Consider the following 20,354-nt stretch of genomic DNA (forward strand, 5'->3'; position numbering starts at 1 on the left):
GAAAAAGTGTGCTTTTTAGTAACAATTTCTTGCGCACGTTACACCTTAAAACGTCTATTTTGAGGCAAGCAAGATATGAGTTGCTCTAAGTGCACGTAATTTTTCAGTGCTTTTGTGGCTGTGCGAGGGTGATAAACAGGCTAAGTACCCCTAGTGACACAGCAAACACAAAAAATACCACGGTTGAACTCAACCCAGCCTGCCATTTTGCCGCAGCGATTAAACCCGCGCTCAATAACACCGCCAACTTTGCCTTGGTATGTGCATGTGGGTTGAATGATTTGGAGTAGCTATACGCCATAAAGATAAAGCCGCTGGCCAACAGATAAGTGACTAACATGGTAGCTCCTTGCCAAGGTTTTGAAGGAACTTTAATTATATGCTAATGATAATTATTATCAACAAGGTAAAGTGATTTTTATTAATCCACCTGGGTCGGTGTTGTGACAACTCAGTTGTCCATCGTGTAACTCCACAATGGTGCGACTAAAGGTTAACCCTATTCCCTGCCCACCTTCTTTGGTGGAATAGAAAGGTGTAAGCATGTTATCTAGGTTGGCAAAGCCTGGGCCATTGTCTTGCACATCAATCACCGCTTGTTGCTGCTGATAATAAGCATGTAGGGTCAACTTGGCATTTTCACCACAGGCCTCAATGGCATTTTTAATTAAGTTAATCAGCACTTGCTCAATTAAAGCTTTATCAAGATTGAGCGTATTCACGGTGCAATTTACTTGGATGTCGGTATCCTCAAATAGCGCAGCAACAGAAGACAGTAACAGCATGATAGAGACAGACTCACGATCTAACCTTGGGGTTTGCGTAACCTTAGCGTATTGGCTCACAAATTGTTGTAAATGCTGGCAACGCTGACCAATAACACTTAGCGCATGCTGCTCTTTTTCGTCCTTTGCTCTTGCCAATAAGGTTTGCGCTAAGGAGCTTACGGGTGTCAAACTGTTGTGGATCTCATGGCTTATTACTCGGATTAAATGTTGCCAAGCTGCCAGCTCCTTTTTACGTAATGCCTTAGTGATATCGAGTGCGACAAGTAAGGAAAACCGCTTACCTTCTTGAAAGAATTCACTGCTTTGCAGCTGCCACCGAGATTGCTGCGCTGTGTCTGCAAAATGCCAGTGATTATCTTGTTGCACAAGCCCAAACTGAGCCGCGCTTATTCCCTTACACTCTAACCAAGGGCGATGGTAAAGCAACTCAAATGCCCCATTGGCGTAGGCAAGTTTGAGTTTTTCGTCAAACATCATAATAGGCGTATTAAGGCTGTCTATTAGCTGATAAATGATAAATTGCTGACTATGATAGCGGCGCTTTTGACTGTGCAGCTGTGCACTTAAGGCCAGCAAGCGCTGTTCAAACTCAGCTACCACGCCCGCTGTATAATGTGGCTTAATGGTTTGAGTAAAATCACTTTGTGCAATCGCTTCTAGCTGCCAATTAGCACGCATAGCAATACGTTTAAGATGAGACAACAGTATTTGTTGTAGCCTGCCCAATAACCCCAGCACACTCACCGATACGGCAGCCACCCACGTTACCTCAAGCTGTAATTGCAGAAGCAGCAAAGTCAGTAAAACCGTACAGCTAATGGTCAACAGCGTACAGTAGGCCCCAAGTCGCCACTCGGCGCTAGCCAGATGTTTTAAGACCATATTTTTCCAAACGCCGATAAAGAGAAGAAGCCGTGAGCCCAAGTCTTTTAGCAGCTTCTGCGACATTGCCTTGAGCACGTTGCATCGCTTGCTCCACCATTTCTTGCTCCACTTGTTGCAAGGTCTTACTTGGCGTATCACTGGTCACTTTAGGTGCAGCGGTAAAGCGTAGTTGGCAATCACTGAGCTCAATCTGCAAGCCCTCCGCCATTAACACGGCACGCTCCATGACGTGACTTAACTCACGCACATTGCCGGGCCAAGCGTGTTCAATCAACGCAGCTTTAGCCGCTGGGCTAAGTTCACGAATTGGCTCACCATGCTGCGCACAAAACTTAGCGACAAAATACTCAGCCAACGGCACGATATCGCCAAAACGCTCGGCGAGCCTCGGCACTTCAATCACAATCGTGTTGATGCGATATAACAAGTCTTCTCGGAACTCACCAGCTTTCACTAAAGCGTCTAGATTGGTATTGGTTGCGCAAATAAGGCGGCAATCCGCTTGTTGCGTCTGACTGCCACCCACAACTTCATAACTGCCATTTTCCAGCACCCGCAGTAATTTTGCTTGTAGAGGCAATGGAATAGTCGCAACTTCATCCAAAAATAATGTGCCCTGCTTTGCCATCGCAAAACGACCAACACGATGCTGCTTTGCATCTGTAAACGCCCCTTTGCTGTGACCAAACATCTCACTTTCGAATAATGACTCTGGCACTGCGCCCATATTCACCTCAACCCAAGGTCCTGCTGAACGATTAGACTGTTGGTGTAACCACTGAGCGAAATGACTTTTGCCCGCGCCACTTGGCCCAGTAAGCAGCACCCGAGCATCGGTTTTTGCTACTTTAGCAAGCTGCTTATATAAAGATTGCATCGCCTGAGAGCGCCATTGAAACGCGCCGCGCTCACTGTGTTTTGCTACGATACTCGCTTGCTTTAATGATATTTTGAGTTGTTGCTGCACGGCTTGCAGCAGCTGCTGATTGTCCCACGGCTTTTCGATAAAGTCGCTCGCACCAAGCTGCATTGCGGACACCGCTAACGCGACATTTCCCCAACCGGTAATACAGATCACAGGCACATTAAGGTTGGAGTCACGTAGCCAGCGCAAAAAGTCCAATCCTTCATTGCCTGAAGTGGTATCGCGGGAGAAGTTCATATCGAGCAAGGCTAATGACACTTGCTTAGCGCTGAGCAGTGGTTTGGCAAGCTCTAAGGTTGCCGCCTCAATTACATTGAAACCTTGGTCTTCTAAAAAGAATACAGCGCTGAGGCGTACTTCGGCGTTATCGTCAATAACCAGTATTGTGGACTTTTCCATAGGGAGAATTTTTATTCTTATGGGTTTCAGCGGAGCAAGGTGTGCTCCGCGAATATGAAATTATAACCAACGGATGATAGTACTTAGGGTATGGCTTTCACCCGGTGCAAGTTGCACGGCATCGTCCATTACGTTACAAGCTTCTAAGCACAACATCTTGTGGTATTCATCATCATTAAAGTTGCTTAAACGCTGTGATTTTTCAATCCATGGATTCCAAAGCACACAAGAAGTTGAGTTTTCACGTTTTACTTCAATAATGCCCGCAGGCGTGTTGATGGTTTGTACTGGGCTTGCTTGGGTGTATACCATATCGGTTTCGCGGGCAAAGCCAACCACTTCGGTTTGCTCAAATGGACCTTCATCAAACTCGATATATTTCGCGCCTTGTAACCCGTCTACCGTGGTATTACTTACTTCTGGCGTTGGGAAATACGTATGTAGGGCTTGCGTTAACGTAAATGGCGCATCACCAGTATTGGTATTCGTCAGTCGCACTTCAAGCTTGTCTGATAACACAAACTCGACCTCTAATTGTGACGTGTGTGGCCAGTATTGCGCTTCAACTAAAGTCATCGGTAGTGTGAGCTTAACGGTAATTTCATCGCTTTTTTCTTCAACGCTGTGCGCGCGCCAAAGTAGCTTGCGAGCAACCCCATGAATTGGCCAATCCGCTTTGCTATGAACGCCAAACCAAGGCCAACAGATTGGAATACCACCACGTACCGGTTTGCCTTCAAGGTAATCTTCCGCCTCAGAAACCCAAATTAAATTGCCTTTTCCTGCTGGTGTAAACTCGGTAAGTTGCGCACCCTGTAAAAAGATCTTTGCTTGGCAAAATGCACTGTCGACCCAAATATACTCAAGTCCGGACTCAGTGCGCTCGATTGAAACTGAAGGTGATAATTCCATGGTGATTCCTACGTCAACTCAATGATATGCCTACCTTACCACTTAAATACTACGAGTAAACTGTTATCCATCCAATTTGAAAGTTATTCAATTATACCAATGCGGTAGCACCGTGAGAGTGTTGCTCTCACGGTTTATGGAACGTGAGGGTTGGGCTAAAGCTATACTTTAAATTTGCCCACCAGCTCTGTGAGTGTGCTCGATAATGAATGTAATCTCACGCCATTTTGATTGGTATTCACAGCGATATCACTCACGCTATCCGCGGCATTTTTAATTTCCACCACGTTACGATTAATGTCTTCAGCAACATGTTGCTGCTCTTCAGCTGCGGTGGCGATTTGCGTGTTAAGGTCGCTAATATTGACAATCGCTTGGGTAATTTCACTAAATTGTTGTTGCGCTGAGTTTGTCAGTTCAACCGTTTTCTCCGTACGCGTTAGGCTGCGCTTCATTTCTCCCGACACCATTTCTGTCATTTTTCTAAGCTTATCAAGCTGAGAAGCGATTTCTTCCGTCGATTCAGAGGTACGCTGCGACAACGCTCGCACTTCATCGGCCACGACAGCAAAACCGCGGCCATGCTCACCTGCCCGTGCCGCCTCAATTGCCGCATTTAATGCCAAAAGATTGGTTTGCTCAGCTATGCCTCGGATCACGCTGAGTATCGACATAATATTTTCGCTTTCGGTGTCGAGCTGCATGATATCTGCGGTTGCCTTGTTGATCACTTCAGATAATGTTGTGACGCTCTCGACAGACTCTGTGATCACCCTTTGGCCCAGCTCAGATGCTTGCTGAGTTTGTCCTGCCAGCTCAGCCGCATTGGCGCAGCTTGCCGCCACTTCGTTTGCGGTTGCCGCCATCTCATTAATTGCGGTGGCAGCCATTTCAAGCGCTTGCTGTTGTTGACTGGTAGCGCCCGTGAGCTGATCAGACTGCGAAGCGGTTTGTCGTGAGGTTTCATTAACTTGCTGTGCACACTCATTAATTTGCGTCACCAACTCAGCAATGAGATTTAAAAACAAATTAAAGCTCGTCGCCAGTTTGCCCGTTTCATCCTGAGCTTTAATGTCTAAACGCTGAGTTAAATCACCACCGCCTTGCGAAATTTCAGTTAAGCCATCACTCACTTCTACAATGGGCGCTGAAATCAACTTAGAAATATAACTTGCTAGCAACAAAAATACGGTGATCAGGACGGCACTCAGAATCAAAATCGTCAGTGTCATCGCATTGGCTGCAGCCATTACCTCACTTTTTTCAACTAAACCAATAAACTTCCAGCCTAATTTGGGTGCTGTATAGATGTTGGCAAAATAGTCTTGCCCGTTAATTTCGAGCTCAAATAACCCATCCTTATTTTGAGCCAATTCACGATAGCGGCCATTAGCAATGTCTGCCAACTTTTTAAATCTATGTTCGGAGAACTTGGCATCGACCAACACATTTCCGGTGTCTTCCACTAGCATCAAATAGCCAGTCTCGCCCAACTTGATATTGCGGATGATTTTGGTCAACCCTTGTAGTGACACATCCATACCTTGGACACCCACGGTTTGACCATTGGCAGTTATCGCTTTTACCGTCGATACAATCACCATATCATCCGGCGCCCAATAATAAGCGCTGGTGCGGATCGTCTCGCCATTTCCTGATTGTCCTGTTTGATACCAAGGACGCTGTCTAGGGTCATAGTTTGCATTCACTTCACCTAGAGGCCATTGAATATAACCACCTTGCTGATTTCCCATATAGATATAGGCAATGCCGGGATGCGTGTTACCAAAGTGCTCAAATAACGAATATGCTGCTTGCTCTGTTTTGCTTCCAGCTTTGGAATTAAGTCGAGTGGTGCTGGTTGAATCCATATAAGTTTTTACGTCTTGCTGCGCACTCAAGACCTGCGCATGGGTTGCTAAATAGTCTACGTTTTTTGCAATTTCATCAAAAAACATCTGTATACCATTCTCAACCTGTAGCGCCTCTCGATCACTGAGCTCCGAGAAGGTCTCTATCCCCTGCTGCCGAGTTTGACTGATAATAAGCCCCGCAATGATTAACAAAGGAAGTGCAATTGCCGTTGCGAAAGACAGCTTTAATTTTTGCGATATATTCATGAATAAACACCATTTCACAGATAGTAAAAATATAGTGAGGGATAGGCTATTGGGCAAGAATTACATACAAATGTGATCACTTGTTCGTCTTATATTCATCTTAGGTATGGTTAAATGTTGGGTAACTTTGAGGTCAGATAGACCACAGTGTTACTATGGATCATTCAATCAAGGACCATAAAATTTATTTGCTTTCTGCAATGATAGCTTTGGTGGTCTACAATTTGTAAGAGGTTTTTGCGCTCAACCATTTAACAACGGGACAACTATGTTAAAACTTTCAACCATCTCACTCGGATTAGGTCTAGCACTTTGCTCTAATTCAGTGCTTGCCGAAAACTCAGAAATTGACGCGTTAAAGCGCCAATTGGCTGAACTTCAGAAGAAACTCACGCAGCTAGAACAAAAAGAGCAGGCGCGAGCACAACAGGAAAAAATCGCTAAGGCTGAAAAAGCCGAAGCAAAAGCTGAAACTAAAACTCAAGTTGCAGCAGCTGAAACAAAACCGACCATCAAAGTCGGTGGCGCGATCAGAACAAACTACAGCCATACGTCTTATGACGATGACAACAAGAACCGTGGCGGCGATTTTGACTTCGATATTTTCAGATTAAACTTTTCTGGCAATGTCGGTGGCTTTGGCTTAAATGCCGAAATCCGCTTTTTCGACTATATGACTGCGGTAAAATACGCTTACCTAGACTATGACTTTGCCGACCATTGGCAAGCTCAGGTTGGTATGACTAAAGTGCCTTTTGGTAACTCACCTTACAACTCGCACAACTGGTTCTTTAACACCACCTATTACATTGGTCTTGAAGACGACCACGACATGGGCGTGGTATTTAAACGTAAAGTAGCGGACAATTGGCAGCTTGACCTTGGTTTTTTCAAAAACGATGAGCTAGGTGGTGTCGATGGTTACGTGGATGACCGCAGTGATCGCTACTCTTATGACGTGGTGGGTTTCCGTAAAGCGGGCGATGGCGTTTATGACGACCCAACGCAACCAATCGGGGAATACAACACCTTTGTTGGTCGCTACGCGTATCATATTGAACACAACGGTGGCACAACTGAAATTGGCGTCTCTGGCCTTGCCGGTGGCCTTCACGATGGTAACGACCGAGCAGGTGATTACAATGCATGGGCACTGCATTTAAATAGCAACATTGGCCCTTGGAACTTACAGCTACAACACGGTGAGTACCAGTACGATATTGACGATGTAAACCGTATGGCGGTAGGTGCTTATGCGTTTTATGATTCCATCGCAGCAGAAGCCACTATGTCGAACTTTAACGTAGCGTACAACCTGCCAGTTGAGTTCGGTCCAATTACTGATCTGCAGTTTTATAACGACTTCGGTATTATTTACGACAAATCTGATAATTCCGAAGACACTTGGATGAATGTCACAGGTGTGTCACTCGCTGCGGGTGCATTCTTCACCTATGTTGATCTAGTTCATGCGAAAAACCAGCCGTTTATTGGTGGTTCAATCGCAGGCGATAGCGACGAAAGCGAGCGTCGCTTCAATATTAACTTCGGTTATTACTTTTAATCTAAGGGATTAATCTTAGGTATTAAATCAAAAAGGCGATGCGCTAGTTGGTGCATCGCCTTTTTATTTCCTTGTTTTGTGTAATACCAATAAGATCAGCCTTTACTCTGTGGCAGCCCTCCAACCAAGGCGTTCCGCTTCAGCGGCGGCAAATTGAGGTAAATCTGCGGCGATAAATTGTTTGTGGAGTATTTGCACACCAAGCAAATGATTGATCACGGCATCTAGTTGCACTTTGAGTGAATCATCGGCGTCTGGTGAATCATGTAACTCAAATAGCGCATTTACCGCTTCAAAGTCTAATAAACCTGCGGCTTCTACAGCTTGTCTAGACAAGTACTTATCAGCCAACACGCGCATTGCAGCCCACTTTTTCTCATCTGAGTGCGCCGGTGGTGCCATAAAAGCAAACTTTTCTCGTTCATACAGTACTTCTGGCAGCAGCCCTTTCATCGCTTCGCGTAACACGTATTTTTCTTTACGATCTTTAATACGATATTGCGGGGGGATGGTAAAGGCAAACTCTGCGAGGTGATGATCCAAAAAGGCAGGCCTTGCCTCCATCGAATTGGCCATGTCGACCCTATCTCCACCCCAAGTTAATATTTGCCCTTCAAGCATGGTTTTAATCCATACATACTGGGCTTTGTCGAGTGGATGACGGGACTCTAACATGGCATCATCTAAAGTCTCAGCGATTGCTTTGCCTGCGTCATAACCCGTGAGTAGTTCTCTGTGTTCGGCGGCAACGAGTTGATGGGCAAAGTGACTGCATGACAGCCAAGGCTGTAAACAGCTCGGCGTAAAGCCTACAACTTCGTCTAATGCTGCACTATCGTATTGCTCACGGGAGAGCATGGCACCCTTAAATAATTTATTGCTGTCTTCCAGCATGGTTTGCCACTGGGCTTTTTCGGTGTCGTCAAGTTCATCTAAACCATATAAAAACAGGTCTTTTCTAAATGCGGGATAACCCGCAAAAAGTTCATCGGAGCCCTCCCCGGTCATCACAACTTTATAATCAGACTCGTTAACTTGCTTACTCATCAAATACTTAGCAACACCAAGCGTGTTATAAATGGTTCGTTCGGTATGCCATAAAGTTCGCTCAAAATGGCCATATAGCTCGTCGCCACTTAACGACATAATATGATGATCGGCCTTGGTGGCTTGTGCCATCTGTTTTGCAATTGGCGTTTCATCGTACTCTGCACTATCAAAGCCAATGGTAAAGGCCTTAATTGGTGCTTGTGCCGCAGCTGAAGACAAACCCAAAATGGCGCATGAGTCTATGCCACCACTTAAGTAACAACCTACCGGAACGTCTGCGGTGAGTCTCAACTGCACCGCTTCTAGCAGCTGTTTGCGCACGCCATCAATGTAGTATGCTTCATCTTTGCTATTTAAATACGATTGCGCCGTTGGAAAGTTAACATCCCAATAAGGTCTATCTTCAATGCTAAAACCTTGTTCGCTTCTGGTGATACTAACAACATGTCCAGGTTTGATTTGATGTACATTCGCAAACGCCGTGCTGCCGGGCACCATGACTTGGATCAGTTGATGAAATAGACCTTCACTTGAGAATCGGCGCTTAACTTTAGGGTTGGCAAACAGCACCTTCAGTTCTGAGCCAAACACAATTTCGTCTTCTGTTTGGGTGTAGTACAAAGGCTTAATACCAAAGCGGTCTCTCACTAAGTGCAACGTATCGGTTTGTTGGTCATACAACGCAAACGCAAACTCACCGCGCAAATGCGTCAGCATCTCATCGAGACCAAGCTGCTGATATAAGTGCATAGCAATTTCTGAGTCGCTCTTACTTTGGAACCTTGCCCCTTTTGCTACTAGTTCAGCTCGGATCCGCGCGTAATCGTAAAACTCACCATTGTGCGCCAACATTAGACGCTTATCAGAACTAATAAAGGGCTGTCGACCTCGTTGCTCGTCGAGGTCGATTATCGATAGTCTGGCGTGACTAAATCCCACGCCAGCCATTTGTTTATAGCCAAAACCATCGGGACCACGATGATGTTGAATGGCTGCCATGTTTACCAATAATTGATTATCTATTTGTGTTTGCGCTTGCGTTGAAAAAATACCAGCAATTCCGCACATAATATCTCCCTAAATCACATCCATCACAGTACTGGCGCGCTGCACCATACAGGTCAATAAGGCTTGGCGTAAAAAGACGGCACCACGTGCCTGACTAAAATACCAATTGTGTGGCGTGGCATCTAAACTGGTGCACAACTCTTCACCTCGAGCCAGAGGATGAAGCACTATCGCATCGGGCTTAAAGGGGGAATCTGCACTTAATTTAAATGACTTTCCATAGGTTTCGAAGCTTTCACCAACCCATGCAATGGAATTGATATACACCACATCAAGCTCAGGTAAAACGGCGTTCAAGTCATGGCCGATAGACACTTTGACCCCCGCCTCCTCTAGCTGGGCTAATTGCTCGCTCGACACCGCTTCCTCGACACTCTCGTCGTAGAGCAGGAATATTTCGTCCACAATGCGCGGAAAATGCGTAAACATTTTCAACAGGCTACGCACCGTACGCATTTGGCTCGGCACACCAATCACGCCAATTTTTATAGGACTAAAAGCTTCACTGTCAGGGAGTAATAACGACGGCCGCCATTTGAAGATAGTGTAGAGATCAGACATCGCTTGTGTTGGGTGCTCATCAATGCCATTACCAGCGTTGATAATTGGAATGCGTAGGCTGTGGATCATCTCTTCAATAGACTCCACTGAGGTGTCGCGTAAGACGACACAATCGCCATAATTATTGAACATCTCAGCGACATCTTGCAGCGACTCCCCTTTCGCGATGCCCGTTGAGGAGCGATCAGTGATCGACATAATGTCGCCCCCTAAGCGGTGCCATGCACTTTCAAACGACAGACGGGTGCGGGTGCTGGGTTCATAAAACGCACTGATCAAAATTTTGCCACTAAGCGGCGAGCTGAACCTTGCAGGGTTACTTTCATATTTCGCGGCGAGGCGAAACAACTGGATCAGCACGTCTCGGTCAAGGTGGTCGACACTGATAATGTGCTTATTCTCCAAACAATGCAGCCTGTCACCGTCTTCTTGTATCGCTCTGAGTAATGCTTTGGGATGTGCATCCCCGTAAACATCCGGCTGCGCTCGATTAAACTCTACTTGCTGCGCACTTACCATAACTGCCTCTTTTTAAAATCAATAAGGAACATAACGACAAGGACAACAGGACATAAACAACTGAGCACTATGGCCAGCCAAATTAAACTAGAAAATGCGCCCAACGAGATCATACATCCTCCACTTTGCTTTGCGCGCCCAACGCTTGCCAATGGAATGATTGCTGACTAAAACGCCAAGCAATCACACAAATTAATAACGACACCGCACAAGAAACTAATGCGGCGACATAAAAACCAATATAAAAATACCCAATCAAACCTGATAGCGTGCCAAGCAACATAGCCCAGCCAGCGCTATTTCCCGTCATTCGCGCAAAGTACAAACCAAATACGATAGGCCAAATAGTGCTGGCGACGAAGGCGCCAGCGAAGTTCAACAAGGCACCCAACGTGGCGATTTTTGGTAAACACAAGAGCCAAGTCACGACGCCGAGGATGACAATAATCCACTTAGCACTTTTTAAGCGCTCGCTATCGCTCGCCTTTGGTTTGATGTATTGCAGGTAAATATCTTGATTGATGAGATCTGACGTTGCGGCGAGCAAGGAGTCCAAACTCGATGCCAGCGCTGAGAACACCACAATGAACAGAATGATCGAGCCGGTATAGCCGAGCACTTGACTTGCAACCAAGGGACCCACCATATCGGCGCTAGCGGGATACAAACCTAAACTCGGCGCTGCCAGCGCAATAAATCCAGTCACGATTGGGATCGGTAGCCACAGCAGACCTGCGATAAAATACGCCTTTTTGCCCACCCCACCTTTAAATGCAAACGCCCTTGACCACCATACGTTGCTGTGAAAAATCTCTCCTAAACCAAAAAAGATATTGTTGAACAAAAACATCACAGCAGCAGGGAAAAGCAGGTCGAGTAGTTTAGGGTGGTCGCTACTGAGTTTTTGATGAATTGGTTCAAGCCCAACATTCATCGCTACAACAATGGCAATTCCGACGACACCTACCAAAATAATAATGGCCTGTAGAAAGTCCGTGGCGATAACTGCTTTTAGACCGCCAAAGAGCGTGTAGACCACACACATCAGCAGAATAATCGACATACCAAGGTGATAATCTAAGCCACTTAGGGTGTGTAGCAAAATGCCACCGGCCATGCCTAAGCTAACGAGCCAACTCATGGCATACACGAAAGAAATCAGCAAAAAGACCCACCAAGAGAAACGCCCAAACCGCAACCGCATAAAGTCGCCACTGGTGTAGCCGTAGGGCAGTAAAGTTTTGATGCGTTGGCTAAGCGGCGCAAATAGCAGCAATCCGAATGCGGCACAGGCGTAGCCAATCATGCCCCAAATACCAAACTGATAAGTGAGCTGTGGCGCAACTAAAGTGGTGTTACTGGTGACCCAAGTTGCCATCGCAGTGGCGCAAGCAAAGGCCAACCCAACATTTCTACCGGCCAGCGCAAATTCATTATGTGACTGTACGCGCCTGCCAATCCACCAGCCAAAAAATACCCATAGCAAAGCAAACGCCAGGGCGAGACCGAGCGCCAATGAAGCATTTATCATACGCTTTCCTTATCGTGCGTTTGCTTATTACCCACCACAATCATCCCTACAAGCAGCACAAATAAGCACAAGCCCAATACAAACAGTGCAAGCGCCAGCGTTAACTGATGATGTTTGACTGTAAATGAGACCGACGTTTGTGCCGAGTTAGCTGAGGGCTCACCTAAGGTTGCGAGATAATCACCATCAGCCAAGCCACTAATGGTTACCGCTTGTTGAGTCGGCTGAAGCGAAAGGGAGAGGGAGTAAGGTTCTGAAAGATGTTGAATAGATAGCTGTGTTGATTGCTGTAGAGGCGGACCTGTGCGCTCAATGTGTAGCGTAATAAACCCAGCAGTCACGACCTCATCGCTCACCCTCAGCGAGGCGGCAAGCCCATTAAAGCTTGCAGCAAGTAAGACTAAGGTTACTACTCGGGCGATCCACATCCTCATAATCCCTAACTGCGGTTATCCGAGTCCGAATTCGCCGCAAGTTTTGCTATCCACATTATTCTAGTAGTAACAAAGACTAGCCCAAGGATCAAATTTGTCTAGTAAACCTTCACCCAATTTCACCCCAGCCTTACATTTATTCTTTTGTTTCTATTGCTCTTTTTTGAACACATTGCAGCAGCAAATTACTCCCTGCTTCAACATCATGCCAATGACTCCATTCGTCTGGCGCATGGCTAACGCCATTGAGTGATGGAATAAATATCAGCCCCGTGGGACACACTTCTGAAAAAAATTGGCTATCGTGACCAGCACCACTTGGCATGATTTGATAATTCAGCGACAAGGCCTCTGCCTGTTGACTAATAAATTCAACCATCTCAGGTGTGCACTTCATTGGAGACAACCAACTCACCTGCTCGTATTCAAACATTAAATGGTGTTTCCGAGCGATAGCTGAAAGCACTTTTCGACAGGCAATTTCAAGGTTCTCCATCACCGTTTCGTCCATATCACGCGCAACGATGGTGAAATCCACCTCTCCAGCAATCGTATGTGCAAAACCCGGCTTTAATTCCGCCTTACCGACGGTGATCCTCGTGGTATCCGTACCGTCTTCTGCAATAATGCGATCTAACTGGTAAGCAAAATCAGCCAGCCCCATAAAGGCGTCGCTGCGCATCTCCATGGGGGCTGTACCTGCGTGGTCGGCCTTCCCAATTAATTTCACCATCCATTTAAATACCCCTGAAATTCCTTCCACCACACCAATTTGAATACCTTTTTGATCAAGTACGGGCCCTTGCTCTATATGTAATTCAAAAAAACTATTTATTTGCTCAGGTTCTAGCCTCGCATTCAGTGCATCCATAGGGTCTAACCCTTGCGCACGCATGGCATCGCTAAGCATACAGCCATCCGCATCATGACTTGTGAGCAATTGGTGAGGCGTTAATTTTCCAGTGAGCGCTTGCGCCCCGATCATGCCACCAAAGCGCCCTTCTTCTTCGCTGGTACCGATGACCCAAATCGGCCTATCTAATTGCACATTGTGCTCTTTTAAAATACGAATACACTCAAACCCCGCAATGACGCCCAAGGTTCCATCAAACATGCCACCTGCTGGTACGCTATCGAGATGAGAGCCGATGATCACAGCGGGTTTTGCTGCAATATCCGGGCTGGTCATTTCAATAATCACATTGCCAGCGCCATCCATACGACTCACAAATCCTTCGCTTTGTGCGCATTCCATCAGCCATTTACGCGCTGCAAAATCCTCATTGCTAAAACCTTGGCGATAAATTCCCTTATCTTCATGGTTATAGCCGAACTCCGCGAGCGCAAATAAGGTAGACTTAAGACGTTCTAAATTTACTTGCATACTTTACCCCTCAACGTTTCAGTCGCACTACTTCCTTGTATTTAACCTGAGATCAGATTCGCTATTTTAAACACTGACGTCCGACTGATAATCTCTTTGCTTTAGCTTAGTTGAAAATTCGCGAATTTCAGCCGCTGTGATATGCTTTTAATAGTTGGCTTCTGGTTAACAATGTTGGCTCAGGTCATCGTGATGCGCTGTCAGTTCAGCACTCCCGAAATATGAGGATGCCTATGCGTAAAAAAATCCCCTTATTCAATCGTTGTTTTTGGCTTCATGTTGCTGGCATCGTCTTTGTTGGTCTTGGCTTTATCGGCATGGCACTGCCTGTTATGCCTACCACCATCTTTTTTATTCTCGCTCTTGCTTGCTTTACCCGTTCATCTCCCAAGCTAGAAAATTGGCTGCTCACCCACCCCAAATTTAGCCCGAGTCTGGTTGCATGGCGGCAACATCAGGTGATCCCCATAAAAGGCAAGATTGGCGCTGCGGTTGGTATGAGTGTTGGTTTACTGGCTTTGAGTTTCAGTAGCGCGCCTGTTTGGGTAGTGTGGTCCGTTGCGATAACTGAGGCTGCCGTACTCAGCTATATTTTTACACGTCCTTCGGTCATCCCCGTGGATGTAAAACAGCCACATTTATAACAAAATATTAGTGGGAATGAGTACTCAGATAGGCTTACAGCTTGGCGGTTTGGAAAGCGAGTAAATACCTAGTAGAGAGGCTAAATGCCTCTCTACTGATCAGCTAAACGCTTTAAAAGCATCATCCAGCGGAGTATGCGCGATATGATTCACGTAGTTACTCATCACTTTTTGACTTAACGCTAAGATAATTTCCAGCAGATTTTGTTTAGTATAACCTGCGGCAAAAAACGCTTTCGTTTGTGCATCGCTCAACTTGCCACGCTCGCGCAGCATTTCAAGTGTAGTGGCACGCAGCACTTCTAGTTTCTCATCGCCAAGTGGTGCTTGCTCACGCAGCGCTTTGACCAATTCATCACTTACTTTCATTGATTTTGCGATGGCAGAGTGAGCCGGCACACAGTAGTGACATTCATGTTCTACATTAATCGCTTGCCACACCACGGTTTTTTCATCGTTATTAAACGAGCTATTTAAAAAAGCCTCATGTAACACTTGATAGCCATGCAGATGCTCTGGTGATTCCGCCATCACACCATGAAGATTCGGAATACGTCCAAACGCTTGCTGGGATTTCTCAAGTAATGGTTTACCTTTTTGTGGTGCAGTTTCTACAGTATGGATTGTAAAGTCAGTCATCAGTTGCTCCTCTTGGTGCATTTTGTATTGGTATAACCCGAGATCTAACTAATCTCAGGGTAACTACTCATTGGCTGCAAGACTAACCTTACTTGAATGATCATTCAAATAACTATTCGCTATAGTAAACACAATAACTGTCTAAATTAATATGAAATTTAATTAGCTACTGACTGGTCGGATCAAGCCAGCAGCGTTGGGATCAAAAGTAAATTTTGTTCTCAGCGTAATCGATAATTAGCTTATCGTCGTTGAAATTACTTAAACCCAGCAGGATAAACGGCTCATCTTTATATCCAAGCACCTCAAACACTGGCATATCCGATAAGTGACTTTCGGTATTGATGATTCCCTTGCCTCCCAAGCTAAAGCGCAGTGATTCTATGGCCACCTTTTTAGTCGCTTGGTCGTTTAACCCGCGGCTGATGTCTTCTTCGCCCAGCGTTAATGCCAGTTTATTGGCCAAGTGTGAATTGATGTAGTTGGTTGGAGCGCCGGTATCAAGCACGGCGTCTACCTCTTCGCCATTAAAACTTGCAGTTAGCTTGATGAAATTATTATCTATTTTAAAACTTTCACTCTCTAAGCCTTGTGTCACACTATTTGGGCAAGCCCCTTGATACAAACTCAGTTCATTATTTTTAAAATCAAACACATTACAATATTGCGACATGTATCCATACCCCAAAATTCCAGGCAAGACGCCTTCCACATCTAAGCGGGTCATATCTTTAAATACATAAGGAAGCGACTCAATTGCAAAGTGACCGACGCTGGTGTGGTCTATCGTTGCCAATACTAGCTCTGAGCTGCCACTTGCGCCTTGCACGTCCATTTTGCTTAGCTTGTCTTCAGGCAAGGCTAGTGCTGCTTTCAGATTAACCGGTAAAATACCAACATTCGCAGCACTATCTAGAATCATAGGATGGGTAACCGTATGGTTAAGCGTTGCCATCACATAGGCATGACCTTTCTCGGTATATTTCATTGGTAAGGTTAGCGATTGTGGCACGGTAGACGCGGTGTTCCCACAGCCAACGGTGGTAAATGCCAATGCTGATAAAATAATTGCTCTCATAATCTTGCTCTCAAACTGTTGATGTCGTTGTTGAGCTAACTATGCCGAGCAATTGTCAAGCAATTATCAAGTTAGTCGAGAAAACCGAAGTGAAAAGCTAGCGCCTTGATTTTCAGCACTGGTCGCGGTCAATGTCGCGCCCATTAACTCGGCAAGTTGACGGCAAATTGGTAAGCCGAGCCCCAAACTGGATGTATCATGGCGTGATGCCTGCACTCGGTAAAAACGTTCAAATACTTGTGTTAATTGAGTAGGAGACATACCCTGCCCGCGGTCAGTGACCGTGATAACCAGTTCATTGTCCTGATAATGTAGATGTAGCATCACAATGCCGCCATCAGCGCCGTATTTAAACGCATTATCGAGTAGATTCACCACTATCTGTCTGACTCTTCCAGCATCGAGTGTCACCGTTACGCCCGCTTGAATATCCGCTGTCAACGCCACACCTTGCTCCTCTGCTTGCGCTTGATAACGCACCAAAAGCGAAGTCATCAACTCAGAGACATTCACCTGTGCAGGTGACAAAGTCAGCTGCTTTGACTCGGTTAATGATAATAAACACAAGTCGTCGATAATACGGTTAACGTTGTGAAGGTCTTGGGTTATCACCGCTAACTGAGCCTTATCCATCGGGACTATACCGTCTTCCATCGCCTCCAAGCGCGAACGAATGCCGTTAAGTGGTGTTCTAAGCTCATGAGATAAGTCGGAATTCATTTGTTTATACTGCTGATGCAAACCTTGTAGCCAAGCAGCAAGATTATTGAAGCTACTAATGATTTCACCCACTTCATCATGGCGTTTTAGCGCTAAGCGGGTGTCTAACTCGCCCGATTCTATCGCCTTAAAGCTACGTTTGAGCTGTTTAAGTGGCGACAAAAAGTACCATGAACCCAACCAAGCCAGTAATGCTGCAATAATCGATAAGATGACCAAAGTAAGCATAAAATCGTCCAGCATAGCTTGCTGCAGCGCTTCCTTTTCAAACGACCTATCTAGCAATACCTCAGGTAACCAAAACAACTCACCATGTGGTGATAACGCATATTGCGCCTCATTAAATTGCACCACAAACGCCGCGACACCGGGATGATGGATAGCAAATTGATGACCGGATTTGACATGTTCGTAGTCTATGGTGAGCTCGGGGCTGAGGATTTTTACATCCGCTGTTGAGTTAGCATCTCGCCAAATAAATAACTGCTCAGGAAAGGTTGATGCTAAAAACGTTAACGTCGCTTCTGGGCTCGCAAAGGTTTTGCCAGTCAATGCTTCTTCCACTAAGTCATCATCAAGCAATGAATCACCAAACGTCACCGCACTTTGCTTATTAAATGCTAAAAAAGTGCGCTCGGCTGAGTTTTTAGATAGCTGATAGAAGCTCCCGAGTAGCGCAAAGGTACAAAGCGCCACGAGTAAGGTAAATTTGGTTTTTAGCTTCATGAAGACACCTTACGCGCGATAAATTGATAGCCTTGCCCGTAACGAGTGGCGATAAACTTGGGCTCAGCCTTACTGTCACCTAGTTTTTTACGCAAGTTAGCCAAGTGAGTATCGACTGCCCGATCCGTAATAGGCGCATCACTTCCCCATACTTGTTCGATTAATTGCGCGCGGCTAAATACTTGTTGCGGTTGCTTGGCCATGGTCAGTAATAACTCGAACTCCACAGCCGTTAACGCTGGTGTTTGCTGTGTTACCGTTACGGATTTGCTCTCAAGGTTGATACTTAAGCCATCAAACAACAAAGCAGCACTCTGCTGACCGCGATAGCTACGCTTACATAGTGCCTTTGCTCGTGAGATCACTTCTCGTGGGCTGTAAGGCTTACATACATAATCGTCCGCACCAAGCTCAAACCCCTCAAGACGATCGGTTTCAGACACTTTGGCGGTCACCATAATGGTAGGAATGTTGCGCGCAACGGCTTCTTTTAGTAGCTCACGGCCATCACCGCCGGGTAGCATGACATCTAAAATAGCGAGTTGAAATGTTAGATTTTGCAGTGCCCTATGGGCATCTGGGGCGTTATCGAAATGGACAACCTGCATATCCGCTTGTGCCAGATATAAACGTAAGATCTCGGCACTGCTCGGGTCATCTTCTACATATAAAACTGTATATCGGTCAGACATAGGGAGGCGCTTTTTGTACTGATTGTAATTATTAGATGTACAATTGTGAAGTACAAAAGTCGCGATGGCTGGAACCTATCGCGACCAAAAAATAATTGAGAACAACAATGGAATCTAACTAATTTGCGCGCCGATCAAAGCTCTGATCTCACTCAAAGTAGTTTCCTTTAGTAATTTTCCATCTTCAAACACCACTTCTAACAAGCCTTGCTTTTCTTCTTCCTCGGTCACATTGTCCTTGCAGATCAACTCACCGTTTACGCGTTCTACTTTCAGCAGTCCCTTTGCTGAGCGCTTTTTGCTGTCGGTTTTTGGCTCTTTAAAAATTGCCACACGTTGGTTATTTTTAACCACACTAGTTGCTTTTACCGCAGAGCCATGGGTATCGCGAGTGACATATTGGTAGCTATATGAGCCAATGCCGAGCACCACTTTGGACGCAAATCCTTTGTCCATCAGCCGCTGTAGAATTTGACGCTGACGCTCAAGGGTAATTGCATCGCCATATATTGCACCAATATGCTCATCTAGCAATTTAAAGCCTTTATCAGTCACAGTGCCACCAAAGGTATCCCAGAGACATTCAATCAGTCCTTTTACTTCACACTCCTGCAGCTGCGTTGAGTGTGGTTCAACTGAATAGTAATTTCCCTGCCAACGATACGCTTCAAAGCCATCTGTCATTGCCATTTCTTGCGCTTGCTGCTGAGAGTCAACCAATTCGCTATATTCTGATACTGGTGAGACACAATACCCAGTCAGGATTTTCACCGGATCTCCGGAGTCTGGACGGATCACCACAGTGCCATCACGCGCCATGATCTCTGCTTTTAATTCTGGCAAATACTCAGTGACTAGCTTCCAAAAATCCCAAGTATCAGAGACCACACTGAGGATCCCAGTCGGTGACTGCTCACGCATCAAATATTGGAAAAACTCGATTTCACCTTCTTGGATCCAAGAACAGGTTACAGAGTGCTCGGTTGCATCTACTGAGCAGCCAACCAGCTCTTCGTCGACATCCGCGCCATAGTACTTTTCAGCAAATAGTACTGCTGGGATGGTATCCGTCCCTACAAGACCAGACGCAAGGTGACCGAAACCACTCATAGCCGCAGCGTGCTTACCAAACATGCCGCGAAAGCTAAAATCATGACCCTGAAACGGCACGATTTCCTGAGGTAAACCGGTTTTTTGAGCAAATTCTCGGAACACTTTTAAATATGCAACTGAGGTGGTAGCGCTCGTTTGGATTGGCCAGTTTTCGCAGCTTAATACCGTCTCAATCATATTGGTTAGCCATTCAAATCCAGGCTTAGTATTGACCACAGTGATAGGCGGTACCTGATACGGTACTAAAGTCCCTTCTGGCAGCGCTTTAATCCTCAGCGGTAAATAGCCTAAGTCGTGTAGCGCTTCGAGATAACCCACGTCTACAGGATAGCCCAACATTGCTGTCATGATCCGTCTATGATTTGCCACAGCGGTGTGCTTGTCTGCTGCGAAAAAGTCTTGCCACTCTTCTTGTAAGTAACTTTTGATAAAATACTGCAGCCCCACAAAAGCCACTTTATCGTTATTTTCAACATTGCTTAACTTGCCGCTACGCGAGGTAAAGTTTGCATAAACCTCTGTTACTTCAGGGTGATAAGCGCGGCTGTGAAATTCTTTGTATACGTCTTTTTGCATACTTGCTGCGGTAATTGTCATGGCAA

At 45.8% G+C, this 20,354-nt stretch carries 17 protein-coding genes; 2 read left to right on the forward strand and 15 right to left on the reverse strand.

The genetic code is table 11. The features are described 5' to 3' along the window. Positions 1–103 precede the first annotated feature (103 nt). The 5 genes from PPIS_RS14360 to PPIS_RS14380 all read right to left on the reverse strand — a co-directional run bounded on the left by PPIS_RS14360 (position 104) and on the right by PPIS_RS14380 (position 6,029). The gene (locus PPIS_RS14360) at positions 104–340 is read right to left on the reverse strand and encodes a hypothetical protein (protein WP_010376548.1); all 237 of its coding nucleotides are present in this window, start codon (positions 338–340) and stop codon (positions 104–106) included. Positions 341–398: 58 nt separating this feature from the next. After that, positions 399–1,670: a sensor histidine kinase gene (locus tag PPIS_RS14365; RefSeq protein ID WP_010376550.1), complete on the reverse strand. Its 1,272-nt coding sequence runs from the start codon at positions 1,668–1,670 to the stop codon at positions 399–401. Further along, a complete protein-coding gene (locus tag PPIS_RS14370; RefSeq protein WP_010376552.1) occupies positions 1,648–2,997 on the reverse strand; it encodes a sigma-54-dependent transcriptional regulator in 1,350 nt (449 codons plus the stop codon). Before PPIS_RS14370 ends, PPIS_RS14365 begins: the two co-directional genes overlap by 23 nt. A gap of 60 nt (positions 2,998–3,057) precedes the next feature. After that, entirely contained in the window at positions 3,058–3,909 is an 852-nt protein-coding gene (locus PPIS_RS14375; protein WP_010376554.1) for a D-hexose-6-phosphate mutarotase, read from the reverse strand. Positions 3,910–4,070: 161 nt separating this feature from the next. Beyond that, a complete protein-coding gene (locus PPIS_RS14380; protein ID WP_010376557.1) occupies positions 4,071–6,029 on the reverse strand; it encodes a methyl-accepting chemotaxis protein in 1,959 nt (652 codons plus the stop codon). 268 nt (positions 6,030–6,297) lie between these two features. Between PPIS_RS14380 and PPIS_RS14385 the strand changes: the two genes are divergently transcribed. Continuing rightward, positions 6,298–7,593 carry a porin gene (locus PPIS_RS14385; protein ID WP_010376559.1) on the forward strand — a complete coding sequence of 432 codons (1,296 nt, stop codon included), beginning with the start codon at positions 6,298–6,300 and terminating at the stop codon, positions 7,591–7,593. Between the two features lie 102 nt (positions 7,594–7,695). Here PPIS_RS14385 and asnB read toward each other — a convergent pair whose 3' ends face one another. The 5 genes from asnB to PPIS_RS14410 all read right to left on the reverse strand — a co-directional run bounded on the left by asnB (position 7,696) and on the right by PPIS_RS14410 (position 14,140). Then, positions 7,696–9,711: an asparagine synthase (glutamine-hydrolyzing) gene (gene asnB / locus PPIS_RS14390; RefSeq protein ID WP_010376560.1), complete on the reverse strand. Its 2,016-nt coding sequence runs from the start codon at positions 9,709–9,711 to the stop codon at positions 7,696–7,698. A gap of 9 nt (positions 9,712–9,720) precedes the next feature. After that, positions 9,721–10,791, reverse strand: a complete 1,071-nt coding sequence (locus tag PPIS_RS14395) for an aspartate/ornithine carbamoyltransferase family protein (protein ID WP_010376561.1) — start codon at positions 10,789–10,791, stop codon at positions 9,721–9,723. Between the two features lie 109 nt (positions 10,792–10,900). Beyond that, on the reverse strand, positions 10,901–12,322 hold the full coding sequence (locus PPIS_RS14400) for a sodium:solute symporter family protein (protein ID WP_010376562.1): 1,422 nt from the start codon (positions 12,320–12,322) through the stop codon (positions 10,901–10,903). Continuing rightward, positions 12,319–12,750, reverse strand: a complete 432-nt coding sequence (locus PPIS_RS14405) for a hypothetical protein (RefSeq protein WP_010376563.1) — start codon at positions 12,748–12,750, stop codon at positions 12,319–12,321. Before PPIS_RS14405 ends, PPIS_RS14400 begins: the two co-directional genes overlap by 4 nt. 142 nt (positions 12,751–12,892) lie before the next feature. Next, complete coding sequence (locus tag PPIS_RS14410) at positions 12,893–14,140, reverse strand: Zn-dependent hydrolase (protein WP_010376564.1); 1,248 nt, start codon at positions 14,138–14,140, stop codon at positions 12,893–12,895. 233 nt (positions 14,141–14,373) lie between these two features. Here PPIS_RS14410 and PPIS_RS14415 point away from each other — a divergent pair, with 233 nt between their 5' ends. After that, entirely contained in the window at positions 14,374–14,784 is a 411-nt protein-coding gene (locus PPIS_RS14415) for a YbaN family protein (protein WP_010376565.1), read from the forward strand. 99 nt (positions 14,785–14,883) lie between these two features. Here PPIS_RS14415 and PPIS_RS14420 read toward each other — a convergent pair whose 3' ends face one another. The 5 genes from PPIS_RS14420 to PPIS_RS14440 form a co-directional block, all read right to left on the reverse strand. After that, positions 14,884–15,423 carry a carboxymuconolactone decarboxylase family protein gene (locus tag PPIS_RS14420; protein ID WP_010376566.1) on the reverse strand — a complete coding sequence of 180 codons (540 nt, stop codon included), beginning with the start codon at positions 15,421–15,423 and terminating at the stop codon, positions 14,884–14,886. Between the two features lie 202 nt (positions 15,424–15,625). Next, positions 15,626–16,501 (reverse strand): retropepsin-like aspartic protease, encoded by an 876-nt coding sequence (locus tag PPIS_RS14425; protein WP_010376567.1) that lies wholly within the window; start codon positions 16,499–16,501, stop codon positions 15,626–15,628. Positions 16,502–16,567: 66 nt separating this feature from the next. Beyond that, positions 16,568–17,947, reverse strand: coding sequence for a sensor histidine kinase (locus PPIS_RS14430; protein WP_010376568.1), 1,380 nt, complete (start codon positions 17,945–17,947; stop codon positions 16,568–16,570). Then, entirely contained in the window at positions 17,944–18,639 is a 696-nt protein-coding gene (locus tag PPIS_RS14435) for a response regulator transcription factor (protein WP_010376569.1), read from the reverse strand. The genes PPIS_RS14430 and PPIS_RS14435 overlap by 4 nt, the downstream gene beginning before the upstream one ends. A 114-nt stretch (positions 18,640–18,753) precedes the next feature. Beyond that, complete coding sequence (locus PPIS_RS14440) at positions 18,754–20,349, reverse strand: nicotinate phosphoribosyltransferase (protein ID WP_010376572.1); 1,596 nt, start codon at positions 20,347–20,349, stop codon at positions 18,754–18,756. Between the last annotated feature and the right edge of the window lie 5 nt (positions 20,350–20,354).

Source organism: Pseudoalteromonas piscicida (assembly GCF_000238315.3).
Taxonomy (GTDB): domain Bacteria; phylum Pseudomonadota; class Gammaproteobacteria; order Enterobacterales; family Alteromonadaceae; genus Pseudoalteromonas; species Pseudoalteromonas piscicida.

Excerpts from the sequence above, each read along its gene's own strand:
- PPIS_RS14360 (WP_010376548.1), bottom strand. The coding sequence starts at position 340 with ATGTTAGTCACTTATCTGTTGGCCAGCGGCTTTATCTTTATGGCGTAT.
- PPIS_RS14365 (WP_010376550.1), bottom strand. The coding sequence starts at position 1,670 with ATGGTCTTAAAACATCTGGCTAGCGCCGAGTGGCGACTTGGGGCCTAC.
- PPIS_RS14370 (WP_010376552.1), bottom strand. The coding sequence starts at position 2,997 with ATGGAAAAGTCCACAATACTGGTTATTGACGATAACGCCGAAGTACGC.
- PPIS_RS14375 (WP_010376554.1), bottom strand. The coding sequence starts at position 3,909 with ATGGAATTATCACCTTCAGTTTCAATCGAGCGCACTGAGTCCGGACTT.
- PPIS_RS14380 (WP_010376557.1), bottom strand. The coding sequence starts at position 6,029 with ATGAATATATCGCAAAAATTAAAGCTGTCTTTCGCAACGGCAATTGCA.
- PPIS_RS14385 (WP_010376559.1), top strand. The coding sequence starts at position 6,298 with ATGTTAAAACTTTCAACCATCTCACTCGGATTAGGTCTAGCACTTTGC.
- asnB (WP_010376560.1), bottom strand. The coding sequence starts at position 9,711 with ATGTGCGGAATTGCTGGTATTTTTTCAACGCAAGCGCAAACACAAATA.
- PPIS_RS14395 (WP_010376561.1), bottom strand. The coding sequence starts at position 10,791 with ATGGTAAGTGCGCAGCAAGTAGAGTTTAATCGAGCGCAGCCGGATGTT.
- PPIS_RS14400 (WP_010376562.1), bottom strand. The coding sequence starts at position 12,322 with ATGATAAATGCTTCATTGGCGCTCGGTCTCGCCCTGGCGTTTGCTTTG.
- PPIS_RS14405 (WP_010376563.1), bottom strand. The coding sequence starts at position 12,750 with ATGTGGATCGCCCGAGTAGTAACCTTAGTCTTACTTGCTGCAAGCTTT.
- PPIS_RS14410 (WP_010376564.1), bottom strand. The coding sequence starts at position 14,140 with ATGCAAGTAAATTTAGAACGTCTTAAGTCTACCTTATTTGCGCTCGCG.
- PPIS_RS14415 (WP_010376565.1), top strand. The coding sequence starts at position 14,374 with ATGCGTAAAAAAATCCCCTTATTCAATCGTTGTTTTTGGCTTCATGTT.
- PPIS_RS14420 (WP_010376566.1), bottom strand. The coding sequence starts at position 15,423 with ATGACTGACTTTACAATCCATACTGTAGAAACTGCACCACAAAAAGGT.
- PPIS_RS14425 (WP_010376567.1), bottom strand. The coding sequence starts at position 16,501 with ATGAGAGCAATTATTTTATCAGCATTGGCATTTACCACCGTTGGCTGT.
- PPIS_RS14430 (WP_010376568.1), bottom strand. The coding sequence starts at position 17,947 with ATGAAGCTAAAAACCAAATTTACCTTACTCGTGGCGCTTTGTACCTTT.
- PPIS_RS14435 (WP_010376569.1), bottom strand. The coding sequence starts at position 18,639 with ATGTCTGACCGATATACAGTTTTATATGTAGAAGATGACCCGAGCAGT.
- PPIS_RS14440 (WP_010376572.1), bottom strand. The coding sequence starts at position 20,349 with ATGACAATTACCGCAGCAAGTATGCAAAAAGACGTATACAAAGAATTT.